Source organism: Paenarthrobacter sp. NPDC092416 (assembly GCF_044755025.1).
GTDB lineage: Bacteria > Actinomycetota > Actinomycetes > Actinomycetales > Micrococcaceae > Arthrobacter.
Map to the genome: position 1 here is coordinate 184,827 of NZ_JBIVQG010000001.1, position 25,822 is coordinate 210,648.

Below are 25,822 nucleotides of genomic sequence, written 5' to 3' on the forward strand. Positions count from 1 at the left end.
GCCCTCCTTTGCGTGCAGTCCCGGCCTAGGTTCCCCAGGATTCCCCATGAATATGAATGATCTCGATTCCCACATTCCGCCCATAACCACAACGCCCATCAGTGCTCGGTCCCCGCGATTCGGGAGGTCCAAAATGCCTCTGGTGACGGTCACCCTGCTGGCAGCAATTGGACTTCTTGTCCCGTTGTTGTTCTGGGTGATTTCGTGGACAACCAACCCGGGCTCCGTCGTCGGCCTGACGGTGACCAACGAACAGTCGGACGTGCCATCAGTAGAGGCATCCCCTTCTGCCTCCACAAGCGCCACGGCCGAAGCATCGGCCCCCGCTCCGGAAGCTGCGGCGCCCGCGGCCGTTCCATCCGTTGCGGCCGAACCAGCCGCGGCCCCACCGGCTGTGGCGGCCGAGCCGGCTCCACCTGCCGCACCCGCAGCGGACCCCAACATCTACACGGTTGTTTCCGGAGACACGGTTAGCTCCATTGCGGCACGATTCGGCGTGGACGTCAGCGCGATGCTGGCCGCCAATGGCCTGAGTCCTTACTCGGTGATCATGCCCGGACAGACTTTGAAGCTCACTGGGCCGGCAATTCCACTCATCGAGCCGGCACCCGCCGCACCAGCGCAAGCCGCGGCACCAGCCCAAGCTGCCGCACCAGCGCAGGCTGCTCCGGCACCGGCAGCTGCGCCGGCCGGCTGGACCATCTACGTAGCCGGCTCCGGAGGCCAGTCCTTGGTGGACGCCTGCATTGGGCCGATCCATTTCACCCCAACCGACGGCTATTCGCTCTTTATCACCGAGCACGATTTCTGCGGTGGCTGGGCAAGGTTCTCGGGAATCGGCGTGGGCCAAACGGTCACGATCGCGGGTTACGGCACATACACTGTGTCAGCTCGCGGACAAGTACCCCAGGGCGGCACCACCAACAATGTGGCTGCCGTGTTCGGTGGGTTCCCGCGGGCAGTCCTGCAGACCTGCATTCCTGGAACCAACCAGATGCTGGTGATCGCCCTCAACTAATTGAGTGGCCGCGAGTCATTGAGTGGCCGCGCGGTGATGTGAATTTAGGGAACCCCAAGAAGCGGGGAGCGTCGATTCGGCGCTCTCCGCTTTTCGGCGTCTGTAAGTGTGGTGCGGGTGCCGGCACCTACGGCGTCTGCTATCGGGTTGCCGGCGCCGTTATCCGTGCGTAGCGAAGGATGCCAAGAATGGCCGGAGCAAGTTCGTCTTCCATCTGTCGGTAGGCATCTTCGCCTCGGCGGTAGGGGTCGATGACGTCGTTCTCGGAAGGGTCTCCCGGCAGTGCGAGATGCCTGACCGATGCAGCCCTGGTTGCCAGCGAACGCCAAAAGTCGCCGATCGACGCTGAGGGAGCGGCGTCTGCGTCCGATGCCACTTCTCGCGATTCCAAGACGGCGAGCATCCGGGCGAACTCACGGATGGTGAAGGTGCGTTTCAGCAGGGAAGCATCCAGTTGAAGAACTTCGCCGCGATGTTTCTGCGTCATGGCCAGGACCAGGTCGGTTTCCCGGAGAATCCTGGAATTTAGTTGGCGCGCTGCGAAAGCTTCGGAGCGGCCACCGAAGTTGTGGACGATGTCAGCCGAAAGAGGCTGGATTGGGTCGCCCACCATTGCCCGCGTTCCGGCGCTTCGCACTTCAAAGGCGCCCGCCTGAACCTGATCAAGTCCTGCCTGCAGGAGCCGTTCCGCCACCGGTGAGCGGCAGATGTTTCCGGTGCAGACTGTGAGGATCCGGAACGGTTGCTGCGATTCCACGTAAAGCTCTTTTCCATGTGACGTGCGGGACGGGGCGGTCCAACCCCAAGTTAACACGTGGTCCCCGACGAGTCCTTGTCAACATCCGGAGGTGACCTGCAACCCGCCCGGAAAGCTTGACGGAAATCGCCCCCTCCGCATATTCTGAACGAACGGTCGGTAATTTATTAGGAGCAACCATGGCATCGCAGAATCTGCAATCAGTGCCCGCTGAGCTGTCCCCGGAAGAGCAAGAGCGGGAGGCGGCCGGTAAGGCGTACTTTGATCGCATCATCTCGGAAGACTCGCGCATCGAACCGCGCGACTGGATGCCGGAGGCTTACCGCAAGACTTTGCTGCGTCAGGTTTCGCAGCATGCACACTCGGAAATCATCGGGATGCAGCCGGAAGCCAACTGGATCACCCGCGCCCCGAGCTTGAAGCGCAAGTCCATCCTCATGGCCAAGGTCCAGGACGAAGCGGGCCATGGCCTGTACCTGTACTCGGCGGCAGAAACCCTGGGCCAGACCCGGGACAAGATGATGGATGACCTGATTGCCGGCAAGGCCCGGTACTCGTCCATCTTCAACTATCCAGCCGTGACGTGGGCAGACATGGGAGCCATCGGCTGGCTTGTTGATGGTGCTGCCATCTGCAACCAGGTCCCGCTGTGCCGTGCATCGTACGGTCCTTATGGACGCGCAATGGTGCGCATCTGCAAGGAAGAGTCGTTCCACCAGCGCCAGGGTTTCGAGATCCTGCTTGAGCTCTCCAATGGCACGCCTGCGCAGAAGCAGATGGCCCAGGAGGCCGTGAACCGTTGGTACGCGCCGTCGCTGATGATGTTCGGCCCGCCGGATGACGATTCACCCAACTCCAAGCAGTCCATGGCTTGGAACATCAAGCGGTTCAGTAACGATGAACTGCGCAGCCGGTTCGTCGGCATGATGGTGGAGCAGGTCCGTGTCCTCGGCCTGACCCTCCCGGACAAGGACATCCGTTTCAACGAAGAAACCAAGAAGTGGGAGCACGGACCCTTGGACTGGAACGAGTTCAAGGAAGTCCTGGCCGGCCGCGGCCCCTGTAACTCGCAGCGCATCGAGCGCCGCCGTGAGGCACACGAAAACGGTGCCTGGGTTCGCGAAGCCGCCGTTGCGTACGCCCGCAAGCAAGCACAGAAGGAACACGCAGCATGATCCCCAACGACTCCCCAACCTCGCAAGCCCGGCCGGGGACCCCTGTTGCCGGGGTCACCACCGAACAACAGCACCACGAAGCCCCCTGGTCCCTCTGGGAAGTTTTCGTCCGCTCCAGCCGTGGTCTTTCCCACGTGCACGCCGGCTCCTTGCACGCACCTGACGCAGCCATGGCGCTCCGGAATGCCCGCGATCTGTACACCCGCCGCAACGAGGGCGTCTCCATCTGGGTTGTCCCGGCCGAGGCGATTTCCTCCAGCGATCCGGACTCCAAGGGTTCCTTCTTTGAGTCCCCGCAGGGCAAGGATTACCGCCACGCCACGTACTACACCAAGAGCGAAGGCGTGAAGCACCTGTGACCACCAACCACGAAACTGACTTCGCAATCGAGGGCCACGGCGACATCTCCGTTGGCGTCCACGGAGCAGGCGCTTCCGGTGACGGTTCAGCCAGCGCCACGCGCATCACACCGGGCAATGCTTTGCGTCCTGAGGACATCGCCCTGGAGATCCGCCGCGGCGAGGTCAAACCCACCGAAGACGTGGCGGAATTTGCGCTGCGAATCGGCGACGACGGCCTGATCCTCGCTCAGCGCCTGGGCCACTGGATTTCCCGCGCACCTGAACTCGAGGAAGACATCGCCCTGGGCAACATCGCCTTGGACCAGTTGGGCCACGCCCGCTCGTTCCTGACGTATGCCGGTGCTGCGTGGGACAAGTCCGAGGACGACCTCGCATACTTCCGCCGTGAGCACGAGTTCCGTTCGGCGCACCTTTTCGAGCAGCCCAACGGGGATTTCGCGGTGACCATCGCGCGCCAGTTCATCGTCAGCTACTACCAGTACGAGCTTTATACGCGGCTCATGAAGTCCACGGACGCCACCATCGCAGCCATTTCCGCGAAGGCCGTCAAGGAAGTGGACTACCACCGCGACCACAGCGCTCAGTGGGTGCTGCGCCTGGCTGGTGGCACGGACGAGTCCCGCGCGCGCATCATTCAGGGCTTCAAACTCGTGTGGCCGTACGTTGACGAACTCTTCGAAGACGACGAGCTCACCATGCGTCTGGCTGAGGCCGGCGTCGCCGTGCAGCCCTCCAGCCTTCGCGCCGACTTCGACCGCCTCACGGGCGGGATCATGGCCGAGGCCGAGCTCGAAATCCCCGGCGTCCCGCAGTCTTTGGGCGGTGGACGCCGCGGCAAGCACTCCGAGTTCCTGGGCTACATCCTTGCTGAGATGCAGGTGCTTGCCCGCGAACATCCCGGCGCGAGCTGGTGACCAGCATGCTTGCCCGTTCAGAAATGCAGACACAAGAGCAACGGGCCTGGGACATCGCGTCCACGGTCTGCGATCCGGAGATCCCGGTCCTCACCATCGAGGACCTGGGGATCCTCCGCGGCGTGCGGGTCACAGAAGCAACAGACCTGCACGACGGCGGCCCGGCAAGTACCGCCGTCGAGGTCACCATCACGCCCACCTACTCGGGCTGCCCGGCGTTGGACGCGATCGGGGACGATCTGCGCAAGGCTTTCGAAAAAGCAGGCTACGCCAGCGTGGACATCAACCTGGTGCTCGCTCCGGCATGGACCACGGACTGGATGACCGAGTCCGGCAAGGCCAAGTTGCAGGAGTACGGCATCGCCCCTCCCACGGGAAGCTCAAAGGCCGGTGGCCACTCGGGCCCCGTCCGCCTGAGCCTGGCCGTGAAGTGCCCGCAGTGTTCGTCGCTGAACACCAAGGAGCTGACCCGCTTTGGTTCCACGTCCTGCAAGGCGCTGTTCGTCTGCCAGGACTGCAAGGAACCGTTCGACTACTTCAAAGTCCTCTAAGGAATTCCATGACCACCGAAACCCAGACAGCCAGCCGCCGTCGTGCGTCTTTCCATAACCTGACCGTCTCGGAAGTCCGCCGCCTTACGGACGACGCAATCGAGGTCACGTTCGGCGTTCCCGTCGAGCTGGCCGGGCAGTACGACTACCTCCCCGGTCAGTACGTCGCGTTGCGCACGACGCTTCCCGATGAGAACGGTGAGCCCCATGAGGTCCGCCGCAGCTACTCGATTTGCGCAGAGCCGCGCAGTTTCGAGGACGGCAGCAGCGAGATCCGCGTGGCCATCAAGAAGGACCTTGGCGGCATTTTTTCCACGTGGGCCAATGCCGAGCTGAAGGCTGGCGACGTCCTTGACGTCATGAGCCCGCAGGGTGCGTTCATTTCGCGGCACGGTAAGGACGGTTCGTCCGTCCAGCACAACGTCATGAACTCCATGAACCACCCCGAGGAGTTGGCCGGGGGTGCCGGTAGTTTCGTGGCGATCGCAGCCGGTTCCGGCATCACGCCGGTGATCGCGATTGCGCGGACGCTGCTCGCCGCCAACCCGGACACCCGTTTTGACTTGGTCTACGCCAACAAGGCCGCCATGGACGTCATGTTCCTGGAGGAGCTGGCGGACCTGAAGGACAAGTACCCGTCGCGCCTGGCGCTGCACCACGTGCTGTCCCGCGAGCAGCGGATCGCGCCGCTGATGACCGGCCGCATCGATTCCGAGAAGCTGCAGGCCCTGCTCAGCAGCGCGATTCATGCCGAGGACGTTGATGAATGGTTCCTCTGTGGGCCGTTCGAGCTGGTGCAGTTGTGCCGCGATACTCTCGCTGCCCGTGGTGTGGAGCCGGAACATGTCCGCTTCGAGCTGTTCACCACGGGTCGTCCGGACCGTCCCGAAGGCCACTCCGGACGTCCCGTTGTGGAGGACGAGTCGCAGGACACGTTCAAGATCACGTTCAAGCTGGACGGCCTCACGGGGGATGTCGCGAGCCCCACGCACGCCCGCGAGTCCATCCTCAACGCCGCGCTCCGCGTCCGCCCGGATGTTCCGTTCGCGTGTGCCGGTGGCGTCTGCGGTACCTGCCGCGCCAAGTTGATCACCGGTACGGTGACCATGGACGAGAACTACGCCCTTGAGCAGGACGAGCTGGACAAGGGCTACGTCCTCACCTGCCAGTCCCACCCCACCAGCGAAGAAGTTACCGTCGACTTCGACGTCTAAGGAGTCCCCATGATCGAGCTCTCCATTGCCAACGGTATTGCCGAAATTGTCCTCAACGCCCCGGAAAAGCTGAACTCGCTCAACGAGGACGCGCTTGCGGAACTGGATAAGGCGTACGACGACGCTGCTGCCGCCGCCTCACGCGGTGAGGTGCGGGCGCTGCTGCTTCGCGGAGAGGGGCGCGCCTTCTGCGCCGGCCGCGACATCGCTGCGGTTACTCCTGAGACCGATGACGCGCAGGCCTACCTGGGTGGTCTTGTGGAACCGCTGCTCAAGAAGATGGCAGCTTTCCCGGCACCTACTTTTGCTGCTGCTCATGGCGCTTGCCTGGGTGTTGGGCTGGGACTTCTGCTGGCAACCGATGTTGTGTACGTGGCGGACAATGCCAAATTCGGCTCACCCTTTGCGAAGCTCGGCGCCACGTTGGATTCCGGTGGGCATTGGTACTTTACCGAGCGCCTTGGCATGCACCGCACGCTTGACCTGATCTACACGGCCGACCTCATTTCCGGCGCCGAAGCTGTGGAACAGGGGATGTTCAGCCGCGCGATGCCTGCCGATTCACTCTTGCCCGTGACCAGGGAGATCGTTTCACGGGTGGCGACCGGGGCGACTCAAGCGTTTGTTGCGTCCAAGGAACTCGTGGCCCACATCCGTGATCAGCGCCTGGGCCTGTGGGCCTCCATGACCGAGGAAAACACCGAGCAGGCACGGCTGTGCAAGACCGACGACTACGCCGAAGGCTTCCGGGCGTTCCAGGAGAAGCGGGCGCCGGTTTTCAAGGGGTAGTTCTCAGCTCCTTATGTAAATTCGTTCAGAAGCTTGTACCCGGCCACTTTTCCTTCCAACGAGATCACGGCCATGCCGTCCTCCGCAGTGGTGAGGTCGGTGAGCGCACCGTATGTGAGTGCTGGGACGGCCGTGCCACTCTTCATGCATGGAAAACCCGTAACCGAGCCAGCGCCGATGACACCGCCAGGCTGGTCCTCGTAGGGTCCGTTTGGAGGTGACGTGTAGGTGGTCTCCTTCAGGCAGACAAACACGTCCTCGAAGCTTGCCCCGCGGAACTTGCCGGTCCGGGTGTCCAAGAGATTCACGCTCCTAGGGACGCCCGCAATCACCAGATCGCCGCGACTTGCTGTAGGAATGAGTTCCCTCGTGTTCCAGCCGACATCCATGGGCTCGGTTTCCCATGCGGCGTCGCCGGTCAGGGGGTCGTAGCCGACCAGCTTCGACTTGGCACCTCTGTACTTGCCCGCGGGAAATTCAATGTACCCCTCGGTGTACTCACATCGAATGGGGAATGCGTCGCCACCCTCCAGCTTCGTCGCTACTGTGCCAATGGTTTTGGAGCATTCCACCTGTGAGCCGTCCGCTGTCCACAGAATCCGTGCGCTTGAAGCCCGGAAGCCTACGGTCTTGGCCGTTTCGCGCAAGTTTAGTGAGAAGGTTTGCTCTGTAAATTTGTCGGGTGAAAAATCCGTAGGGTTGATTCCAACGGAGCCGACGTAGAGATCCAGCTTTTCAGAGTAGGTGAAGTGCCAGCCCATGCCGGTGCTGGCCCCTTTGCCAAAGATTTTCTCGATTTCAACTTCCCAAAGCACTTCGCCGTAGGAGACGTGGGCCAGCGTTTCGATGCCGTTCGCCACCACCGAGTACAGTTCTTTGCCCACCGGCCGGAAATTCCCCGTGAGTGGGTTGATTTCGGGACCGGCCAGATCTTCGCCGGAATCCAAGTCCACCCAGTGCTCCACTGTTTGGGATGTTTCATCAAAGGCGATAAAGCACATGTCCACGTGGTCGTCGCAGGCAAAGGGACGGGTGCTGACCAGTTCTGGCCTGCCACGGTAGAGCTCATTGCCTGTTTTCAGGTCAAAGGCCACGGGAGCAGTCCACCACGTGACGCCGCCATTATTGGCCGGGGGAGTCGCAGCCTGCAGGAAGACCGCTGCGCTCGTGCCTGCAGCGGTCCTGGTAACTGCAGGCTCAAGGGGAATGGCAGGCGCCGCATACCCCGGATGAACGGGCTGTGTCCACAGTTCCTTGCCGTTCGAAACTGAAATGGCATGGGCTGCAACTCCGGCAGGGGTCTTTGCGTAAACCAAGGCAACGCCGTCGGTGACCACCGGCTGTCCGATGGGTTCGAGCGCAACTTCCCAGGCCGCCGTCGCGATCTCCATGCTTCGCGCCTCGGGCGCCTTGCTTGAGGGTGGCGTAGTCGCAACGGGCAGGCCGGGCAGGGGAAGCGCGATGCATGCCGACAGCACCATCGCCGCCCCAACGGCAGTGATGGCGAGCCCCGCAGATTTCAATGCGGCGAATCCACGAGTGGCTGACAATTTCATGGTTCCCCCAAGGAAATTTAGATGGTTCGTCTGGTTGCGTACGTCGGAGGCAATTACCCACCCGCCGCTCCGGAGATTGGTTTGGTGAGTCCCTCGTTTGCGAGTTTCATCCATGCCGAGTCCGTAGAGCCCTGCAGCGCCGCTTCCGGGCTCTGTGTTTGGACCCACCATTTGGCTTCGAATACGTGCTGGCCCAGCATCACCCTGTCTCCCTTGTGGTAAATGGTTTCGGGCGACCACTCGGGATATGTTCCGGCGGGAACGGTGATTTCGGGTGCGGGCCGGTCGCCGGGAAGGACAGGACCGATCAGCTTCCAGGGCGCAGCGGCTCCGTCAAGAATGGGGTCATTCGGCGCCTCGTTCTTCGTCCACCATTTCGCCTCGTAGACGTTGCCCTGCCAAACGGTCCTGTTCGATTTCACGTAGGTGGCCGCCGGGGACCAGATTGGATAGGGGCTGGTGGCGGGGTCGTCGATTACCGCTGTTGCCGTGGCTGTGCCCGTTGACTGGGCAGGGCTGGGGGCGGTGGTGGCTTTGGATCCAAAATCGGCGCTCAGTGCGGAGGAGAAGCGGGTACCGCCCTGTGGCACGCCACTGCACGCGCCGGACACCACGGACAGTGTGGGATAGTTCGGACCACATTCTGCATCCCGGTTCAAAGACCACATGGACATCCTGCCTATGCCTTTGTTTTGGGCGAAGTCGTGAAGCCCGTGGGCGTCCTCCAGGGTGAAGACGTCGGCCACGATGTCGTTTTGGCCGATCATGGGGGTCAGGCCCAGCTTGCGCCAGAGTGTCTGTGCACCCAGGTCCTGTCCTGCGTTGGCGTAGATGTCGCCCAGCTGGGCGTGGGTTGCTTCCGCAGCCGCGATGGACGCCTGAAGCATGGATTGGCCGGCCGCCCGGCTGTCCCCATAGTCCATGGTCATGATGTTGACTCCGGTTAGTTTTACTCCGGCAGCCAGCATCTGTTCGACGGCGGCCGTCCCTTCCGCTGTGAGCCCTGCCGGAGACACGGGCAGGGTGAGCCACAGGGACAGGCCTTTGCCCTGCGCCTGACGGTTTTGTTGCAGGACGGCCATGGCTTTGGCCTGCCGCGCTATTGCGTTCTTGTCTGCCAGCGCGGCGCCTTCCATGTCCAGATCAATCGTGGTCAGCCCGTAGCGGTCCACTACCGTTGAGTAGGCGTCCTGCAGCCGGGTGTCATCGGTGCACGCGGTGGACAGTTCCTGGTTTGATAGTCCGCCGAAGGATACGGCGATGTCGCCGCCGTTTTGCCGCAATCTCGCGATGCGTCGGTCCAAATCCAGATCAGTTGCGGCTGCGTCAAGGCTGTAAAAGGACCCCCAGGAGGGCGCACATCCATCTTTTGCATCGGCCACTATGAAAGACAAAACCACGGACTTTGTGTCCTCAGTGGCTGGCTGCTCAAATGCGTACTTGGGGGTGGCTGTCACGTCAACGTAGCCGTTGAAGACCGACGGCGTTGCTGCCGCCGCCCGGGAATCGACGTACGTTCGCCAGGAAACGACGCCGGCTCCTGCAACTGCCGCTATCACCGCCAGGAGCACGGAGAGCCGAACCCAGGACAGCTTCCGCCCAGGAAAGTGACTCGACATAAATACCCCCACGTTGATGCCGGAATTTGGAGCCCAATAAATGCAAGATTACTGCGACGCGGCCCGAAGTCATGCCAGTGATTTCCATCGACGAAACGGGGAATGGGAAGGCCCTTGCCATCGATTACTATAAGGGGCAATCGGCGTCGTCTTGGCTCGGAAAAGGCGGACGTTCAGCCGTGCCGGGCCGCGGGGCCCGGTTCACAGTCTGATGGGGAATTATGACAGACCAGTTGGTTGATTCACCGGATCTCGCACGGGATCCCAGTACGCTTCCAAATGACCGGCTGGAAAGTGCAGGACGCAAACGGCAATGGGGATCGGAGCGTCGTTCCGAGCCCTTGGCAATCGTTCATCCTGCGCCGTCGGCGCGAAAGATCGTACTCGGCCGGGTGGCCATGTTGGTGACGGCGGCGTCTTGGATTTATTACGTCGTCTCCACCGTCATTCGGCAGTTTGTGGATAATGCGAATTCCGGGTTCCGGTTCGGATTTGAGTCGATTTCATACCTTATCGTCGTCACTTTCCTCACGTTCTCGGCTTTCATGTACCTCATGGCCCGGCAGGGGGCGCTCTATCGATTCAAGGAGCACCGTCGGGTGCCCCGGGGCGAACTGGATAACCATTTTGCCGATTACAACCAGGCCGTGACGGTACTCGTGCCGTCCTATGCTGAGGAGCCCCATGTTGTGCGGGCAACTCTTTGGTCTGCCGCGCTCCAAGAGTTTCCGGATCTGCGTGTGGTGTTGCTGCTGGATGATCCACCTCACCCGACTGAATCCGAGAAAATACAACGCCTCGAACAGACCCGTGCGTTGGCTGGCCAGATCGCAAATGCCCTGGCAGCACCAGCCGCCCGCACGAATAGGGCACTGGCCGCTTTCCGGGGGAGTCATGGGTCAACGTTGCCGGTGGCTTCCCCTGCGGAGGAGCTTCAGGTGCTGATCGGCGAGTATGAGGCGGCCGTGGAGTGGCTGGAAGCAATGGCCGAGGCCGAAGCCGTCCAGGACCATGTGGACGAGTTCTTCGTGGACTTGGTCATCATGGGACTGGCCCGCGAACTTCGGCTGGTGTTGTTGGCACTAAATGCCGCGAAAGCCCAAAACGCCGCGCCCAGCCCCGAACGCATGGAGCAGCTTTACCTTCGTCTCACCTGGATTTTCAACGTACGGACGGAGACATTCGAGCGTAAGCGCTACGCCAGCCTTTCGCATGAGGCCAACAAAGCCATGAACCTCAACGCTTACATCTCCCTGATGGGCAAACGGTGGAGAGTGGAGGAGACGGCGCGAAGTCTGGTGCTGCGTCCCTCCCATGTTCCGCGCGAGGACGACCTGGTGGTTCCTGACAGCGCATATTTGCTGACCCTGGACGCGGACTCGCTGCTGTTGCGGGACTATTGCTTGCGGTTGGTGTATTTCCTGGAATCTGCAGGCAATGAGCGGGTGGCCGTGACGCAAACACCGTATTCCTCGTTCCGTGGCGCCCCTACCCGGATCGAAAGGATCGCCGGTGCCACCACAGACATCCAGCACATATTGCATCAAGGACTGACGTTCTACGGGGCAACGTTTTGGGTGGGCGCCAATGCGATCATCCGAAAACGCGCACTTGAAGACATCGTTGAAGTGGAGACGGTTGGTGGGTTCGAAATCCGAACCTACATTCAGGACCGTACTGTCATTGAGGACACGGAATCCAGCATCGACTTGGGAAGTCATGGATGGACCCTCGTCAATTACCCGGAGCGCCTGAGTTACAGCGCCACCCCACCTGACTTTGGTTCACTGGTGGTTCAGCGGCGGCGCTGGGCCAACGGCGGATTGCTGATCCTGCCGAAGTTTTTGGACCAGCTTTCGCAGCGGCGCAGCCAACATCAGAGGATCCTCATTCGCGAGGTGCTGCTGCGGGTGAATTACATGGTATCGATTTCCTGGGCCAGCTTCGGGCTACTCTTCCTGCTGGCGTACCCATACGACAGCAGGCTTCTCAGTCCCGCAGTTTTCGTTGCCGCCCTCCCATACTTCCTGTGCATGGGCTCCGACCTTCGTGACTGCGGCCATCGTTTCACCGATATCTTCCGGATTTACGGGTTCAACCTCATCCTGCTTCCCGTCAACCTGGCGGGCGTGCTGAAGTCGCTCCAGCAGGGTCTTACGGGCGACAAGATCCCCTTTGTCCGCACCCCCAAAGTCAAGGATCGAACAGCAGCGCCGGCCATCTATGTCTTGACTCCGTATGCCATTGTCGCGTTCTCGGTACTGACTATCTGGAGAGACGCGGAACAGGGCAATTGGGGCAACGTCGCTTTCGCTTCACTGAATGCCGTGTTGGCCATGATTTGCATCCAGGCCTACATCGGTCTGTGGAACTCGGTGGTGGATGTCTTCCTGGGGGCCATCAACTGGCTCTACGTCACACCCAAATCCAAGGTCCCTGCAGGCTCCCTGGTAGTACCCAAAACCGCCGAGGAAGTCGACTGGGAATCTATTCTTTACCACGGCGACCGCAGGCTTAATAGGGACCTCCGCGGCGGCACAGACCGCCGACGGCGGATCTCGCTTCGCTGAGCACAGTGTCAAACTGGCTCCAGTTGGAGCCGATCTGCGCTCTCGGAAGCTTGCGGCAGGCGTGGGCGCCGTGGCGGGAAGCAGACAAACATTTCACTGCGTGGCACAGTGGCACCATGACTCGAATCCTGATGATCGGTATCCATGCCGGGGCGCTCGACTACAGCAAACTGCCGCCCGGTCTTGATGAGGCAACCATGACCGAGCGGATCGAGGCTGGCTTCGGCGCGACGATCGCTGCGGGTTTTGATGCCGTGTCCTGCCTGATCGGCACCTCGCCCGACGAGGCCGAGGCAGAGGTTCGTGCAGCGTTCGTCCGGGATCGATTCGGCCTGGTGATGATCGGTGGTGGCATCAGGATGATCCCGGAGTACACCGAACTCTTCGAACGGGTTATCAACGTGTGCAGTGCAGAATCACCCGGGATCTCTTTCTGCTTCAACACCTCGCCGGAGACCACGCTTGACGCATTGAGGCGTCACATCCAGCCCTGAGCACCATGCCCTGAGCACCACAGCACCTCGATATCCTTGAATGATGAGCCACATTGCGCATCCCACCGCTTTGCTTGAGGGACATTTCGCCCGGGACTTCCCGGAGATGGCTATTCCTTGGCGGGCGGAGGAAGCGCCTGATCCGCAGCTTCTGGTACTCAACCAGCCACTCGCCGTCGAACTGGGTTTTGACCCTGATTTTCTCCGGAGCCCGGAGGGCGTACGGCTGCTGATCGGTAATGCCGTCCCGGAGGAAGCGAATCCCGTGGCCCAGGCGTACTCCGGTCACCAGTTCGGCTGGTATTCACCCCGTTTGGGGGACGGGCGTGCCCTCCTGCTGGGTGAGATCGCCAGCGCTGACGGGAAGCTCCGCGACGTCCACCTCAAGGGCTCGGGGCGGACGCCTTTTGCCCGAAACGGTGACGGCCGGGCAGTGGTTGGTCCCATGCTGCGCGAGTACATCGTGAGTGAGTCGATGCATGCTTTGAACATTCCCACCACGAGGTCCCTTGCCGTGGTCGCGACAGGCCGTCCCGTTCAGCGTGAGACGCTCCTTCCCGGGGCGGTTCTGACCCGGGTGGCCGGCAGCCACTTGCGGGTGGGCAGTTTCCAATTCGCCAGGGCCACCGATGACTTGGGTCTGCTTCGCCGTCTTGCTGACAACGCGATCGAACGTCACCACCCGTCCTCGGCCGGGGAAGCCAACCGTTACCTTGGCCTCCTGAGGGACGTCATATCGGTTCAGGCGAGACTCGTGGCGCAGTGGATGCTGGTGGGATTCGTGCACGGGGTTATGAACACCGACAACATGACAGTGTCTGGCGAAACCATAGATTACGGCCCCTGCGCATTCATGGAGGGTTTCGATCCTGGAGCGGTATTCAGCTCCATCGATGAGTCAGGGCGTTATGCCTATCGCAACCAGCCGCTTGTGGCGGAGTGGAACCTTGCCCGTTTCGCCGAATCACTGGCGCCTCTTATCCACGACGATGAGGAGCAGGCAGTGGCGCTTGCCGTTGAGGCGCTTAATGGGTTCCGTCAGCAGTACAGCGCTTCTTGGTTCAACGGCATGAAGGCCAAACTTGGCGTCAGCGACCGTGTTGACCACGATGTGGCGTCCGAGCTGGTTGACGAGCTTCTCGGGCTGGTTCAGGAATCACGCGCGGACTACACGTCATTTTTCCGGAGCCTCGGAAAGGCCGCCCGTGGGCACGCTGAACCCGCCCGCGGCATGATCGTTGACCTGGCAGCGTTCGATGCATGGCTGGAACGTTGGCGGGCTGTAACGCCGGATGCTGATGCCATGGATCGGGCCAACCCCATCTACATCCCGCGCAACCACCTGGTAGAAGAAGCACTGTCCGCCGCCACGGAAGGGGACACAGGCCCACTGGAACGGTTGCTCCAAGCAGTAGATTCCCCCTACTCCGAACGGCCAGGGCTGGAACACTACGCAGCCCCGGCTCCGGAGAGCTTTGGCCCCTACCGGACGTTCTGCGGCACGTAAACGTCCACAGCACACGTACGACGACGCCGCTGCCGCCACCTCACACGGGGGTCCTCTGGCGCCTAACGCGGAACGGTGACCGTCACAGTGGTGCCGGATCCGGGCTGGCTGTTCAACCCGATCGTTCCGCCGTGGGCTTCGATGATGGCTTTGCTCAGCGGGAGCCCCAGGCCTGCCCCGGGTATTGCGGATTCCATGGCCCGGTCGGATCTGAAGAACTTGGTAAAGGCTTCATTTTGTTCTTGTTCGGTCATGCCGATTCCGTGATCGCTGACAGACAGTTCCACCTTGCCGTCATTTCCGCGTAGACCGATGGCCACTTGGCTGCCTTCGGGGGAGAACTTGATGGCGTTGGACAGCAACTGGTCAATGGCTTTGGAGAATTGGCCAGAGTCTACATCTGCCTCTACGCAATCGTGGATTCGCACGGCAATAGTGATATCCCTTGCTGCCGCCGCGGGCCTGGCGTTCTTGACCGCCTCCTGGAGCAGTTCGGAGACGTCGGTGGGCCGGCGTCGTAGTTCGAGGTCTTCGGATGCGACCAGCAGCAAATCGTTGACAAGAGTCAGTAGACGTTCTGCGTTCCGTTCGATGATGCCCATGAACGCGGGATTTGGCTGGTGGTCGAGTATTTCCAGATAACCGAGGATGGACGTTAGCGGAGTTCGAAGTTCGTGGGAGATCGTGGCCACGAACTTGTCCCGGGCTGTTTGCGCCTTCAGCAGTGCAGTGACGTCAGTGAAGGCAATGATGGAACCCTTCAGCTGGCCGGCTTCGTCGAGCAGCGGACGTGCCGCCGTCGAAAAGGTGCGCTGCTTCTCCCCATCGCCCGCCCGGACCAGTCTGTTGGTGAAGCTTGCGCCTCGGACGGCAAGGTCGGCAGGACTGTTCCGTTCTTCATGGAACTGACCAAGCTCCAGGGTGAACGGGTTCAAGGCCTCAGTCGACTCCTGGGCCCACGAACGATCGGCGCGGAGACGACGGTTGGTGAGAATGTCCGCGCCGTTCGAGTCCATGGCCCAGACACCTACGTTGACTGTTTCAAGGACGGTATCCAGGAGTTGTGCGTGTTCCTTGGTGGCTCCATGAAGTCGCACCAATTCGCGGTCCTTACGGTCCAGCCGATCGGTATGTTTGATCAGCCCGCGAGCAACGGCATGCCCGGTGACCGCCAAACCGCCCATGATGGCAGGGAAGACAATCATGCGGATCATCTCTGACCGTTCAACCTCGTGCCCCAAGACGAACGGCGAAGCAACGGTGGCGCAAAGGGGCGCCAGGATGGCCAGAGCCAGCCGGATCTTGCTGGCGCTGACCGACAGCCAAATCACAGGGAACGCCATGACCAGTCCCACCACGCTAAGTACCGGACCGCCGACCTCGCGCAGGAGGCCCAGCACTAGACAGTCCACTACGGGAATGAAGATGAAGCTCCAGGAGGGAAGACGGTTCCACGGAAGAACGAGGCAAATCCCCAGGATCAGGACGTGCAGGAAAACTACCAGGAAGAAGGCCGGGTGTACCAGGCTGGCGGGGTTGAAGAGAACTGCCAGGAAAACAATAAACGTCACTGTGGCCATCAACGGCAGCTGACATAAAACAACCGCCATTCGCGTTCCAGTTCTGCTGAAATAATCTTCCAGCGGCAAGAAAACGCTATCCCCCATAGCCAAGTACCTTCCGTCCATCATGGAAATCAAGTCCTGTGCTGCCAAGCATAGTGACTGACGGAATGGCTGGCCCACATATCAGCGGGACATATCAATACTCGTTCCCAGGCCGTGAAGGATCGCAGCATCGTAGAGCAGTCGCCCAATTGCCAGGTCCAGCATGCCGATCCCCACAGAATTGAAGAGTGTGACGTCCTGATCCGACGTACGGCCGGTGATCTCCCCGGAGATTATCCTGCCGAGCTCACCTTGGACGTCGTCCATCGACATGGCGCCTTCACCAACGGCCATCATGAGGTCGCCCGATTTCTCGACGGCGGTCTGCAGACTGTCAACGAACACCCTGGAACCGCTCATCCCCGCCGCATCGATTTCGCGGTGGGTCGGCCTCGGACGGGCTCCGACTGCGTTGACGTGGAGTCCAGGGCGGAACCACTCACCACGGACCAGGGGTTCCACTGATGGCGTGAGGGTGCACAACACATCTGCAGCTTCCACGGCTTCCTGGACGCTGGACGCTTTGACCAGCTCGATGGGATGGTGGGCGGTCTTGGCTTCGAAGGCCGCAAGGGTGGACGAGCTCCGCGACCATACAACCACAGTGCGGAGGGGAATGACGTGAAGCATGGCTTCGAGGTGGGCGATAGCCAAGGCTCCCGCGCCCACCAGACCCAGTGTGGAACTGTCGGGCCTTGCCAGGTACTTGCTGGCCACTGCGCTTGCTGCAGCGGTTCGAATGCGGGTGGGTACGCGCCCATCCAGGAGTGCCAGGGTTTCTCCCGTGTGCCGATCAGCCAAGAGGATGCTGGAGCGCTGTGTGGGCAGTCCCTTGAGCTGGTTGGCAGGAATATCCGAGAGCAGCTTCACGGCTGCAAGGTTTTGAGTTTCCGCCAGCCCTGCCATGAGCAGATAGCGGGCCTCCGAGGACGGCAGATGAAGGGACAGCGGTCCCGGCTGAAGGGCAGTACCCCGCGCGATGTCGCCAAAGCCGCGTTCGACGGCGGTAATGGTCTCGGCCATGCTGGCCAGCGTTTCAAGAGTCGATGCTGTGAGAACGAGTGTCATGGGTACCTCGGATCGAAGGAACGAAAAGGGTTGTTAAGGTGCTGTCGGGCCCGGTCGGTGGCGCGGAATTCGTCCTTCCAGTTGGGAAATGGCCGGACCCCGGCTGTGCTCGATGTGTGCCACGGCAAGCGCAGAGGCAAGTTCGGTTTGACCGCTGCAGATTGCCTGGCAGATTTCCCCGTGTTCCCGGCAGAGCTGTGAGGCGTCTTGCTGGACCACATTGCCGAAGAGCCAGCGCATGCGATTGGCCACGGGGCGGATCACGGATGTCAGTAGCTCATTGCCGGTCAGGCGGAAGATTTCGTCGTGAATGGCAACGTTCGTGCGGGCTCTGAGGTCTTCGTCCTCGCTGCTGACCAGCGACTCTGCGTGGGCCATCACCTCGAGCAGACGGGCAGGGTCTGCCCCCTCAGACACTTGGCGTGCGGCTATGCTCGTCGCCGAAACCTCGATGCTCAGCCTGATGTCGAACACCTCATTCACGTCCTGGATGGTCATTTGCCGGACGACGGCGCCGTGGCGGGGACCAACGGTGGTAAATCCGTCGGCCTCAAGCTGAACGAGCGCTTCCCGGATTGGCACCCGGGACATGTTGAGCTCTGAGGACAGGTCCCGCTCCCGGAGCCAGGTACCGGGAATGAGATCGCCGCTGATGATCCGGTCCCTGATGTGCACATAGGCCAAGGCGGTCCGTGACCCGGAGTTTGGCGCCTCCGCGAGTGCTGCAAAATCCGACATTCTTGTTGTACGTTCCTGTTCTTCAGACGTGGGGTCCGGTATTCGCCGGACCCCACGCTTATCTGGGGATACTGCGTGGGGAGCTGGGCTTCCCCACGGCCAAACTCACCTTTTGGGAGACGGCCTCACTTGACGTGACGCAGGAAATTCGCAGTCCGCTGATGGGCAGGGCTATCCAGAACCTGGGCCGCAGGGCCGGATTCAACAACACGGCCCTCGTCCATGAACACCACTCTGTCGGCCACCTCTCGAGCGAAGCCGATCTCGTGGGTGACAACGATCATGGTCATTCCCTCCTCAGCAACCCGCTTCATGACGGTCAGGACGTCCCCCACCAACTCCGGGTCCAAGGCGCTGGTGGGTTCGTCGAACAGCATGAGCTGCGGCTTCATGGCCAAAGCCCGGGCAATCGCTACGCGCTGCTGTTGCCCGCCCGAAAGTTGGGCAGGGTATGACCCTGGCTTGTCAGCCAAACCGACCTTGCTGAGCGCATCGAGTCCCAGTTCCAAGGCCTCTGCCTTTGACTGACCGAGGACGCGGCGCGGGCCATACGTCACGTTTTGCAAAGCTGTCATGTGGTTGAAGAGGTTGAAATGCTGGAAGACCATACCAACCCTTCGGCGCATCTTTGCCGCTTCAGCTTCGGTGTGCTCGTACAAGTGCCCCTTGTGGGTCTTGAAGCCCACACGGTCCCCACCAACCAGGATCGTGCCCGATTCAATGGATTCCAGGCCGTTGATGCACCGCAAGAGCGTACTCTTGCCGGACCCTGACGGGCCAAGTACACAGACAATCTCGCCGGCCTCGATGGACATGTCAACGCCCCTGAGGATGTGGTTTTGTCCCAGCCACTTGTTGATGCCCTGAGCCACCATCAAGGGTGCTCGTGTTGCCGTTGTGGTCACGACTCGTCCGCCTTTGTGAGAAGGGAAGGCTGTTGCCGACGCGCTGGGCGTCCCGTGAAGATTTGCCGCAAGTTCAGCCCGGAGGACGCAGCTTCAGGGTTGAACTTTCGCTCCAGGAAGTACTGTCCAACGCTGGCGACGCTCACCAGGATCAGGTACCAGGCCGTGGCGACAATCAGCAGCGGAACGATTTTGAAGTTCTGGCCATAGATCAGCTGCGTTTGCGTGAGCAGGTCGCTGCCTCCGATCGCGGAAACCAGGGAGCTGGCCTTCAGCAGCCCGATGAACTGGTTGCCCGTTGGCGGAATGATCACGCGGATTGTCTGGGGGAGCACAATCCGGCGCAGCGCCTGCCCTCGGGTGAGCCCAATGCTGAGGCCTGCCTCCGTCTGGCCCTTGTTGACGGAAATGATGCCGCCACGGATGATCTCAGCCATGTATCCGGACTCGGCCAAAGAGAGTGCGCAGAGGCCGGCAGTGAATCCCGAAATCAGTTGATTCGTGTCCGTCCCCAAAATCGTGGGATACAGCACGGCCAGGTTGAACCAGATGAGGATTTGTACCAGGAGCGGCACGCCCCGGAAGAACCACACATACAGTTTGCCCACGGCCGATGCCACTCGGTTTCGGCTTTGGCACATGAGGGCAATGCCGAAGGCCAGAACTACGGAAATCATCATGCTGAAGACGGCAAGTTGGAGGGTAACAGTGATGCCCTTGAGTATTGCCGGGTGGAACATGAACTGACCGACGCCGGACCAGTCGAGATTCTCATTGCCTGCCTGCGTCCAAATGAACATGAAGATCACAGCCAGAATCAGGCTTCCGGAAACCCATTGTCCGTAAGGCTTTCGCTTTCTTGCCTTTTCGCCCAGTGCCGGAATGACTTCCCCGGACCCAGGATCGGGAGTTCTTACGCGGGAATCTGCAGCTAAATGCATGCTCATCAGCGCTCCATTCTTCGTGTTGGGGAACTGATGGTCACTTGGCGAGGTTGATTCCGGGAGTCGGCAAGTCGATGACGGTTACGTCCCACTTCTTCAGGATTTCGTCATACGTGCCGTCCTCGTGGATGGCCTCAGTTGCCTTGAGGAAGGCGTCACGGAGCTGGGGAGCCTGCTTATTGAAGATCATGCCGAGGAAGACCTTTTCCTCGAAGTTCACGGGCACTGATTCCAGTTTTCCGCCAGTTTCCCGCTGCACTACCGAGACGGCCATGTCGGGCCAGAACATGGCATCCACGCGTCCGGAGGTCAGCGCCAGGTTCTTGTCGCTTCCGGTGGGGAAGGTCATCAGTTCCGGAGCAGGCTTTCCCTCGGCCGTGCAAGCCTTGGCCATCAGGTTGACCAGCCGCTCGTCGTCGTTGCCTTTGACTCCGCCGATCTTGATTCCGCAGCCGCCGTTTAGCTCGCCTGTGATCTTCTTCGGGTTGCCCTTGGCCACCATGAACACGGTTCCGGCAACCTGGTAGTCAACGAAATCGACCTTTTCCTGACGTCCGGGTCGGTCGGTCATGCCTGCGATTGAGGCGTCGAACTTACCGTTCTGCACGCCTACCAGCAGCTGGTCGAAGGGGACCTTTTGATAGGTCACTTTGAGACCGAGTTTGGCGGCCATGGCGTCCATCAGGTCGATGTTGAATCCCTTAACACCGTTCTCGCCGATCGGAGTGAAATTGGCTGGTTCAAAGTCCGGCTGGGTGCCAACAATGATGGAGCCTTTGGCCTTGATGTCTGCCGGAAGCAGATCGGCAAGCGGAGCCGCGCTGGCTGATGGCTCGATTTTGGTGGCCGTCTGAGTGGCGCCGCTGCAAGCAGCGGTACTGGCAAGCACCGACACAAGGAACGTGGTCGCCACTGCTTTCTTCCAGCAGCCAGGTACCCGGGGAGCAAAGTTCTTCATTGATCTATCTCCTAATAATCGAAACGGGGTCATACAGGGCAAAAATGGCAGCACAAATCAGCCCGGGCATTTTGTCGCCGGGGATGTGCCGGAAAATTGTTAGCGGGAAGCCGCTGGTACCAGGTCGCTGCGTGGCTCGTCGACGAACACGCCGTCGGCCGCCATCTGGTCCCAGATCCTCTCGACGACTCTGCCGGCGTCGCGGACCAGGCGGGCCTCGTCGACGACCGTCAGCGCGCCGTCGCGGACTTGCCACTGTCCGTCTGTCATCACGTTCCTGACCGAAAGACCGTTGGCATACATGAGGTGGTTCAGCGGTTCGCGCGGAACCGTTCCAACACCGACGAACAAGCCGCTGACGTCGATGCTCGTGAGGTCGGCCTTCGCGCCAACGGCGATCCGCCCCAGGTCGTCACGGCCAAGGCCCCGGGCGCCGCCCAACGTAGCCGCCTCAACCGCCGTCCAAATGGAGGGGCGGACCATGGGCACGGGAGTCGAATCGCCGAGGAAGTCGGCGCGGATGCGCCCGTAAATGACGGCCATCTTGAGGTTTTCGATGTAGTCATTCGAATGCGTGTCCAAACCGATGCCCGAATTGACGCCGGCTCCAAGGACCTCCGGCCACGGCCACTGTGCCGGTGTTACGCCTGCGCCAGTGCCGGATGGGCAGTTTGCAAAAGTGAAGCTCGAGTTGGCCAGGAGTGGGAGGTCCCGTTCGAAGTCGATTCCCAGCAAGTGGGCCCCGAAGACCCGCACGGATCCATCGAAGATTCCCAAACTGTGCAGCCAAGGGATCTCGTCTTGGCCCCACAACCGGTTCATGGCTACCTTGTCAGGCTGCGGCGCCCTGCCGTAACCGGCCTGAAGGTGGATGTGGAGGCCGTTCAGTTCCTGCGCGGCGGCCTTCATTGCGGCGAACGTTTCCGGGGTGTGCACTGCGTTGGTGGCCGGTGCCATCATGGGCAGGATCCGTCCGTCGTCGGCACCGTTGATGGTCCGGGCGTACTCCAGGTTCTGCTGGATCTCTGCCATGGTGTCCGGGACAGAATCAAACAGCACTTGATCGTCCGTTCCCCTTTTCCAGATCGGGAGGATGCGCTTCATCCCGGGGACGGCCCCTGATGGATAACCGCGGATGCCGAACTGCCGTGCCACGCGAACGTAGGACTGCATCGATCGCAGACCCTTGGACATCTCTACTTGCGTGGTGCAACCGCCCCGGAGTATTTCTGCCAGGTTGAGTGCCGTCATCGTGTCCAGGTCTTCGTCCGGCAGATCCTCCAACAGCACCATCGCCTTGAGGAATTGCCTGCCTTGCCGCAGCGGGGCCCCCTTGCTCATCGGAGTCAGATTGCCCTCGACGTATCCGCGGGTGGCAGCGCCGCCTGCTACGTGGCTGTGCATGGAAATCAAACCCGGAAGCAGCAATTGCCCGTGCATGTCGATGCGCTCGTCGGTAGTGCCGGAGCGTGGCCGGACAGCCTCGATCCGGCCGTCCTTCACCACAACGTCGTGGTCGGCCAACAAAACCATCTCGTCGTTGACGTGCGCCAAGACCCAACTGGGGGACAGGACCAGCGGCCGGCTGTGGTCCCGAAGCCCGTCGACTCCGAGTCCCCGCTTCGCTGCGAGGCCTGAGTCTCTTTCTACCCTCTCCGCATTCATCTGAGGACGCTGGCCTCGGACGCTTCGCTCATCTCGTTCCGAAGCCAGGACCTCGTCCGCGCCGCACACGGCACATCCTGCCTCGGCGCTCGCGGAAACCTGTTCAACTTCACCCATTAGCCGTTCCCTACCTCGTCATGGCGCCAGCCTAAGTAGGCGCCGAATGCGCTCACGGTATACCAAGCTGGAAAATCAGGTCAACGGTCTGATTCCTGATTGCCGACATGGCGCGAAAACTGATGGCTGTAACCCAGTCTTTGGCATACCAAAATGCTCCAGATTCCGCGGACTGTAAGGCGTATCGTCGTCTCATGGTGAAAATATGACGATCGTCACAATTGAGGGCCACGTCGACACAAACGGGTGCCCTGGTCGGGTAGGGGGTGGCTCGGTGAGACCTGAGATTGATTCTTCCCGGGCGTACGATGGCGGAGCTGCCGCCGCTTCGAGCGGCGACGTGGGGGAGCTGCTCAGGAGCCGGCGACCTCGAGTCTCGCTGAAGTCCATGGCCGACTGTCGGAGAGCCGGTCAGAGCATGAGTGTGAGTGCGGTCTTGTTCTAACGCTCTAGGCGTTCGTCAAGCGCGTGAGCTCAGAGAGGAAGTGATCGTTTGCAGCTTCGCTGTAGTGGAACGGCTGCCGGCCCCACTTGTGTTTGGGGGCGGCCAGGGGTGCCCCGCCCGGGTAATCGATGAACCTGACGCCCGGCGTTTTCTCAATCTCTTTGTAGAGGTTGTAGAGCAACTTGTTGTTTCTGTCGAACCACAGCGAACGGGGAAAGGGCACTCCGTCCGTGTCAACGGTTGCCCAGTGAACACGGTTTACGACGATCTTGAGCGGGTCAACAATCCGTGTGAGCGCTCGAATTCCCTCGAGGCGGTGGGCCAAGCCGATAGGGCTCCATGGTTCGTGGATGTTGGCTGGGTCAACCGCGTAACCGGTTGCTTTGAGCTCCTCCGACGCTGTGAATGCAGTCGCACCGAGCTCGATCGTATTCATGCGTTCGTCAATGAAGTCGACCACGAGCACGTCGTAGTCGGTGGTGGTGAGCGACTCTGAGAGGGACTTTGTGATGTCCGACTGAACCATCCGCTTTTGGAACCGGCTCGCCAGCGCGTCAACGTTCGGTAGTTCGATGTCCGGGGGTGGTGGCATGCGGAAGGCGCTGCCCACTGATGACCTGGCGAAGTAGCCCTTGAGCTCGAATTCGCTGGGTTTTTCAAATGGATCTCGGGAAACGCAGCTCCCATATATGAAGACAGACGGCACCTAGGTAGCCTACAGGAGCAGTCGAGGGCTGCGTTCCAACCGATATCTAGCGAGCGGCGCTGCCGCCGACAAACTGCAGATCCGGTGAACCGCAAAGAGAGCCAACAATGGGGCCGAAAACTGGAGTCGCCCCGCTGGCGTAGGTGCTTGTCAAGTCTGCCCGGCTAACTCCACTTGGTTGTCACAATCCGTTGTCACAATCCGCTGTCATCCAGTTTTGCTGGCTGCGAGTCGACCAGATAGACCGCAGGTTAACCCTGTGTAACTACTCCCAAGTAGCTCTGCTGAGAGCAGGCCGTGAATGATACCGTCGTCCCTGGATAGGCATTTGGGATTTCGGAACGCTATTCCATGGGGGATCTGCATCCGCAACATCACATTAATTTCGTAATTCGTCTCAGGGGGGACATTTGAAGAAGTCTATTGCAGCGCTTGCGCTTGCAGGCATACTCGCACTGGTTGGCACGGCTCCGGCCGTGGCAACCACCTACCCGGCGCCGGGCAATGAGCAGGGCACCGTTTCCGACGGCACCATTGCTGCCGGCGAATCCATCACCTTCGCCGGCAGCGGCTACTTCGCCGGCGAAACCATCAACATCACGTTTGAGCGGACAGGCGGCAAGAAGGATTCGGGCGGTGAGCGGCCCGCTCCGTCCGCCTTCAGCGTCGCCGCGGATAGTACTGGCGCCTTTTCCACCAGCATTACCTTCGTGGACGGCGGCAACTACAAGATCAGCGCCGTCGGCGCCACGTCCGGCAATACACGCTGGGCAGCTATTACTGTGAACTCCGGCAACGGCGGAGGCAACAACAATGGCGGCGGCAACCATGGCGGCGGCAAGGGCAATCCCGGCTTCACTGGTGCTTCCAGCGTCACCGCCGCCGGCGCCCCTGCCGATTCCAGTCTGGTCCTGTGGTCGCTGGTTGGCGGAGGCGCTCTGGCGGCCAGCGCAGCATCTGCAGCGCTGATTCGCCGAGCCAAGGCCAAGGCCCAGGCCTAGGCCTAGGCTTCAATAAGTAATACGTTTTCACTGAGGGCAGGTGCTTTCCGGGAAACCGGAAAGCACCTGCCCTTTGAACCTGAATCCGAAGGGGTAGACACCCTTGAACGGTATTAACTAATATACGGGTATCAAATTTCGCATTTCCTGAGCGAGTTTATAGAGTTTGCTCATGACAACACGGGGGAATATTGTGCGTAAAGCTGTAATTCCGGCTGCTGGATTGGGCACGCGCTTCTTGCCCGCCACCAAGGCAATGCCGAAGGAGATGCTGCCGGTTGTGGACGCACCGGCAATCCAGTACGTGGTGGAGGAAGCCGTGAACGCTGGCCTCACTGACATCCTCATGATCACGGGCCAAAGCAAGCGGGCTTTGGAAGACCATTTTGACCGGACTCCGGCCCTTGAGCGCTCCCTTGAACTGAAGGGCGATCAGCAGCGGCTGGATGCTGTCCAGCACGCCTCGGCACTGGGCCCGATCCACTACGTACGTCAGGGAGAGCCGAAAGGGCTTGGCCATGCAGTCCTCTGTGGCCGCCAGCATGTGGGAGACGAGCCTTTTGCTGTTCTGCTGGGGGACGACCTCATTGATGAGCGCGACGAACTCTTGGCCACCATGATGGATGTTCAAGCGAAAACCGGTGGGTCGGTCATCGCTTTGATCGAGGTAGAGTCTTCGCAAATCAGCGCTTATGGCTGTGCCGATATCTCAGCAATTGACGGTGAAGGCTACGTCCGCGTCAACAGCCTGGTTGAGAAGCCCAGCCTCGAAGATGCGCCCTCCAATTTGGCCGTCATTGGACGTTATGTCCTGCATCCTTCCGTGTTTGATGTTTTGGAACAGACCGAGCCCGGTCGTGGTGGCGAGATTCAGCTGACTGACGCCCTGCAGACACTCGCCGCGGGGGAGGGCGAAGGGTCCGGCGTTTACGGCGTCGTTTTCCGTGGCCGTCGCTACGACACCGGTGACAAGCTCAGCTACCTGAAGGCAGTCATCACACTGGCCTCCGAGCGACCTGAATTCGGCGAGGACCTGAAGTCCTGGATGAAGGATTTCTTGGACTGAAAGGGCCTAGTCTGGG

The 25,822-nt window shown here is 60.8% G+C and carries 23 protein-coding genes; 12 read left to right on the forward strand and 11 right to left on the reverse strand.

Going from position 1 to position 25,822, the window contains the following annotated elements:
* Window positions 1–46 precede the first annotated feature (46 nt).
* Entirely contained in the window at window positions 47–1,018 is a 972-nt protein-coding gene (locus ACIQC5_RS00820; protein ID WP_400277729.1) for a LysM peptidoglycan-binding domain-containing protein, read from the forward strand.
* A 139-nt stretch (window positions 1,019–1,157) separates the two neighbouring features.
* Here the strand turns inward: ACIQC5_RS00820 and ACIQC5_RS00825 are convergent, their stop codons facing one another.
* Window positions 1,158–1,775: a low molecular weight phosphatase family protein gene (locus ACIQC5_RS00825; protein ID WP_400277731.1), complete on the reverse strand. Its 618-nt coding sequence runs from the start codon at window positions 1,773–1,775 to the stop codon at window positions 1,158–1,160.
* A gap of 179 nt (window positions 1,776–1,954) precedes the next feature.
* Here ACIQC5_RS00825 and paaA point away from each other — a divergent pair, with 179 nt between their 5' ends.
* Genes paaA through ACIQC5_RS00855 form a run of 6 tightly spaced genes read left to right on the forward strand, consistent with a single transcriptional unit; the run spans window position 1,955 to window position 6,780 of the window.
* Window positions 1,955–2,950 (forward strand): 1,2-phenylacetyl-CoA epoxidase subunit PaaA, encoded by a 996-nt coding sequence (gene paaA / locus ACIQC5_RS00830; RefSeq protein WP_400277733.1) that lies wholly within the window; start codon window positions 1,955–1,957, stop codon window positions 2,948–2,950.
* Window positions 2,947–3,309: a 1,2-phenylacetyl-CoA epoxidase subunit PaaB gene (gene paaB, locus ACIQC5_RS00835; RefSeq protein ID WP_400277735.1), complete on the forward strand. Its 363-nt coding sequence runs from the start codon at window positions 2,947–2,949 to the stop codon at window positions 3,307–3,309. Before paaA ends, paaB begins: the two co-directional genes overlap by 4 nt.
* The gene (gene paaC / locus ACIQC5_RS00840; RefSeq protein WP_400277736.1) at window positions 3,306–4,226 is read left to right on the forward strand and encodes a 1,2-phenylacetyl-CoA epoxidase subunit PaaC; all 921 of its coding nucleotides are present in this window, start codon (window positions 3,306–3,308) and stop codon (window positions 4,224–4,226) included. Before paaB ends, paaC begins: the two co-directional genes overlap by 4 nt.
* A gap of 5 nt (window positions 4,227–4,231) precedes the next feature.
* The gene (gene paaD / locus ACIQC5_RS00845) at window positions 4,232–4,777 is read left to right on the forward strand and encodes a 1,2-phenylacetyl-CoA epoxidase subunit PaaD (RefSeq protein ID WP_400277737.1); all 546 of its coding nucleotides are present in this window, start codon (window positions 4,232–4,234) and stop codon (window positions 4,775–4,777) included.
* A gap of 8 nt (window positions 4,778–4,785) precedes the next feature.
* Complete coding sequence (gene paaE, locus ACIQC5_RS00850; protein ID WP_400277739.1) at window positions 4,786–5,991, forward strand: 1,2-phenylacetyl-CoA epoxidase subunit PaaE; 1,206 nt, start codon at window positions 4,786–4,788, stop codon at window positions 5,989–5,991.
* Window positions 5,992–6,000: 9 nt separating this feature from the next.
* The gene (locus ACIQC5_RS00855; protein WP_400277740.1) at window positions 6,001–6,780 is read left to right on the forward strand and encodes an enoyl-CoA hydratase/isomerase family protein; all 780 of its coding nucleotides are present in this window, start codon (window positions 6,001–6,003) and stop codon (window positions 6,778–6,780) included.
* An 11-nt stretch (window positions 6,781–6,791) separates the two neighbouring features.
* On the opposite strand, the gene ACIQC5_RS00860 is transcribed toward ACIQC5_RS00855, so the two are convergent.
* Window positions 6,792–8,336, reverse strand: coding sequence for a hypothetical protein (locus tag ACIQC5_RS00860; RefSeq protein ID WP_400277741.1), 1,545 nt, complete (start codon window positions 8,334–8,336; stop codon window positions 6,792–6,794).
* Between the two features lie 53 nt (window positions 8,337–8,389).
* Window positions 8,390–9,955: a glycosyl hydrolase family 18 gene (locus ACIQC5_RS00865; protein WP_400277743.1), complete on the reverse strand. Its 1,566-nt coding sequence runs from the start codon at window positions 9,953–9,955 to the stop codon at window positions 8,390–8,392.
* Between the two features lie 221 nt (window positions 9,956–10,176).
* Between ACIQC5_RS00865 and ACIQC5_RS00870 the strand changes: the two genes are divergently transcribed.
* The 3 genes from ACIQC5_RS00870 (at window position 10,177) to ACIQC5_RS00880 (ending at window position 14,526) form a co-directional block, all read left to right on the forward strand.
* Window positions 10,177–12,525, forward strand: a complete 2,349-nt coding sequence (locus ACIQC5_RS00870; RefSeq protein ID WP_400277744.1) for a glycosyltransferase family 2 protein — start codon at window positions 10,177–10,179, stop codon at window positions 12,523–12,525.
* A 116-nt stretch (window positions 12,526–12,641) separates the two neighbouring features.
* Window positions 12,642–13,019 (forward strand): hypothetical protein, encoded by a 378-nt coding sequence (locus tag ACIQC5_RS00875; protein WP_400277746.1) that lies wholly within the window; start codon window positions 12,642–12,644, stop codon window positions 13,017–13,019.
* A 43-nt stretch (window positions 13,020–13,062) separates the two neighbouring features.
* On the forward strand, window positions 13,063–14,526 hold the full coding sequence (locus ACIQC5_RS00880) for a YdiU family protein (protein WP_400277748.1): 1,464 nt from the start codon (window positions 13,063–13,065) through the stop codon (window positions 14,524–14,526).
* Between the two features lie 62 nt (window positions 14,527–14,588).
* On the opposite strand, the gene ACIQC5_RS00885 is transcribed toward ACIQC5_RS00880, so the two are convergent.
* From ACIQC5_RS00885 to ACIQC5_RS00920, 8 genes are all read right to left on the reverse strand, one after another.
* A complete protein-coding gene (locus ACIQC5_RS00885; RefSeq protein WP_400277749.1) occupies window positions 14,589–16,106 on the reverse strand; it encodes a sensor histidine kinase in 1,518 nt (505 codons plus the stop codon).
* A gap of 168 nt (window positions 16,107–16,274) precedes the next feature.
* Complete coding sequence (locus tag ACIQC5_RS00890) at window positions 16,275–17,261, reverse strand: ornithine cyclodeaminase family protein (protein ID WP_400277751.1); 987 nt, start codon at window positions 17,259–17,261, stop codon at window positions 16,275–16,277.
* A gap of 33 nt (window positions 17,262–17,294) precedes the next feature.
* Window positions 17,295–17,999 carry a GntR family transcriptional regulator gene (locus ACIQC5_RS00895; protein WP_400277752.1) on the reverse strand — a complete coding sequence of 235 codons (705 nt, stop codon included), beginning with the start codon at window positions 17,997–17,999 and terminating at the stop codon, window positions 17,295–17,297.
* A 125-nt stretch (window positions 18,000–18,124) separates the two neighbouring features.
* Window positions 18,125–18,874 carry an amino acid ABC transporter ATP-binding protein gene (locus ACIQC5_RS00900; RefSeq protein ID WP_400278666.1) on the reverse strand — a complete coding sequence of 250 codons (750 nt, stop codon included), beginning with the start codon at window positions 18,872–18,874 and terminating at the stop codon, window positions 18,125–18,127.
* 26 nt (window positions 18,875–18,900) lie between these two features.
* Entirely contained in the window at window positions 18,901–19,851 is a 951-nt protein-coding gene (locus ACIQC5_RS00905; protein ID WP_400277754.1) for an amino acid ABC transporter permease, read from the reverse strand.
* A gap of 34 nt (window positions 19,852–19,885) precedes the next feature.
* Window positions 19,886–20,806, reverse strand: a complete 921-nt coding sequence (locus ACIQC5_RS00910) for an ABC transporter substrate-binding protein (protein WP_400277756.1) — start codon at window positions 20,804–20,806, stop codon at window positions 19,886–19,888.
* A gap of 99 nt (window positions 20,807–20,905) precedes the next feature.
* Window positions 20,906–22,588: an amidohydrolase family protein gene (locus tag ACIQC5_RS00915; protein WP_400277757.1), complete on the reverse strand. Its 1,683-nt coding sequence runs from the start codon at window positions 22,586–22,588 to the stop codon at window positions 20,906–20,908.
* 449 nt (window positions 22,589–23,037) lie between these two features.
* Window positions 23,038–23,739, reverse strand: a complete 702-nt coding sequence (locus ACIQC5_RS00920) for a DUF6270 domain-containing protein (RefSeq protein ID WP_400277759.1) — start codon at window positions 23,737–23,739, stop codon at window positions 23,038–23,040.
* 410 nt (window positions 23,740–24,149) lie between these two features.
* Between ACIQC5_RS00920 and ACIQC5_RS00925 the strand changes: the two genes are divergently transcribed.
* Window positions 24,150–24,740, forward strand: a complete 591-nt coding sequence (locus ACIQC5_RS00925; RefSeq protein WP_400277760.1) for a hypothetical protein — start codon at window positions 24,150–24,152, stop codon at window positions 24,738–24,740.
* Window positions 24,741–24,912: 172 nt separating this feature from the next.
* Window positions 24,913–25,806, forward strand: coding sequence for a UTP--glucose-1-phosphate uridylyltransferase GalU (galU, locus tag ACIQC5_RS00930; protein ID WP_400277762.1), 894 nt, complete (start codon window positions 24,913–24,915; stop codon window positions 25,804–25,806).
* The last annotated feature ends 16 nt before the right edge of the window (window positions 25,807–25,822 follow it).

Bases quoted from the DNA above. Each gene is read 5' to 3' on its own strand.
- ACIQC5_RS00870 (WP_400277744.1), top strand. From the start codon at position 10,177: ATGACAGACCAGTTGGTTGATTCACCGGATCTCGCACGGGATCCCAGT.
- ACIQC5_RS00890 (WP_400277751.1), bottom strand. From the start codon at position 17,261: ATGACACTCGTTCTCACAGCATCGACTCTTGAAACGCTGGCCAGCATG.
- ACIQC5_RS00915 (WP_400277757.1), bottom strand. From the start codon at position 22,588: ATGGGTGAAGTTGAACAGGTTTCCGCGAGCGCCGAGGCAGGATGTGCC.
- ACIQC5_RS00875 (WP_400277746.1), top strand. From the start codon at position 12,642: ATGACTCGAATCCTGATGATCGGTATCCATGCCGGGGCGCTCGACTAC.
- ACIQC5_RS00880 (WP_400277748.1), top strand. From the start codon at position 13,063: ATGAGCCACATTGCGCATCCCACCGCTTTGCTTGAGGGACATTTCGCC.
- ACIQC5_RS00860 (WP_400277741.1), bottom strand. From the start codon at position 8,336: ATGAAATTGTCAGCCACTCGTGGATTCGCCGCATTGAAATCTGCGGGG.
- ACIQC5_RS00905 (WP_400277754.1), bottom strand. From the start codon at position 19,851: ATGAGCATGCATTTAGCTGCAGATTCCCGCGTAAGAACTCCCGATCCT.
- galU (WP_400277762.1), top strand. From the start codon at position 24,913: ATGACAACACGGGGGAATATTGTGCGTAAAGCTGTAATTCCGGCTGCT.
- ACIQC5_RS00865 (WP_400277743.1), bottom strand. From the start codon at position 9,955: ATGTCGAGTCACTTTCCTGGGCGGAAGCTGTCCTGGGTTCGGCTCTCC.
- ACIQC5_RS00910 (WP_400277756.1), bottom strand. From the start codon at position 20,806: ATGAAGAACTTTGCTCCCCGGGTACCTGGCTGCTGGAAGAAAGCAGTG.
- ACIQC5_RS00900 (WP_400278666.1), bottom strand. From the start codon at position 18,874: ATGGTGGCTCAGGGCATCAACAAGTGGCTGGGACAAAACCACATCCTC.
- paaE (WP_400277739.1), top strand. From the start codon at position 4,786: ATGACCACCGAAACCCAGACAGCCAGCCGCCGTCGTGCGTCTTTCCAT.
- ACIQC5_RS00885 (WP_400277749.1), bottom strand. From the start codon at position 16,106: ATGGCCACAGTGACGTTTATTGTTTTCCTGGCAGTTCTCTTCAACCCC.
- paaA (WP_400277733.1), top strand. From the start codon at position 1,955: ATGGCATCGCAGAATCTGCAATCAGTGCCCGCTGAGCTGTCCCCGGAA.
- ACIQC5_RS00855 (WP_400277740.1), top strand. From the start codon at position 6,001: ATGATCGAGCTCTCCATTGCCAACGGTATTGCCGAAATTGTCCTCAAC.
- paaD (WP_400277737.1), top strand. From the start codon at position 4,232: ATGCTTGCCCGTTCAGAAATGCAGACACAAGAGCAACGGGCCTGGGAC.
- ACIQC5_RS00895 (WP_400277752.1), bottom strand. From the start codon at position 17,999: ATGTCGGATTTTGCAGCACTCGCGGAGGCGCCAAACTCCGGGTCACGG.
- ACIQC5_RS00820 (WP_400277729.1), top strand. From the start codon at position 47: ATGAATATGAATGATCTCGATTCCCACATTCCGCCCATAACCACAACG.
- paaB (WP_400277735.1), top strand. From the start codon at position 2,947: ATGATCCCCAACGACTCCCCAACCTCGCAAGCCCGGCCGGGGACCCCT.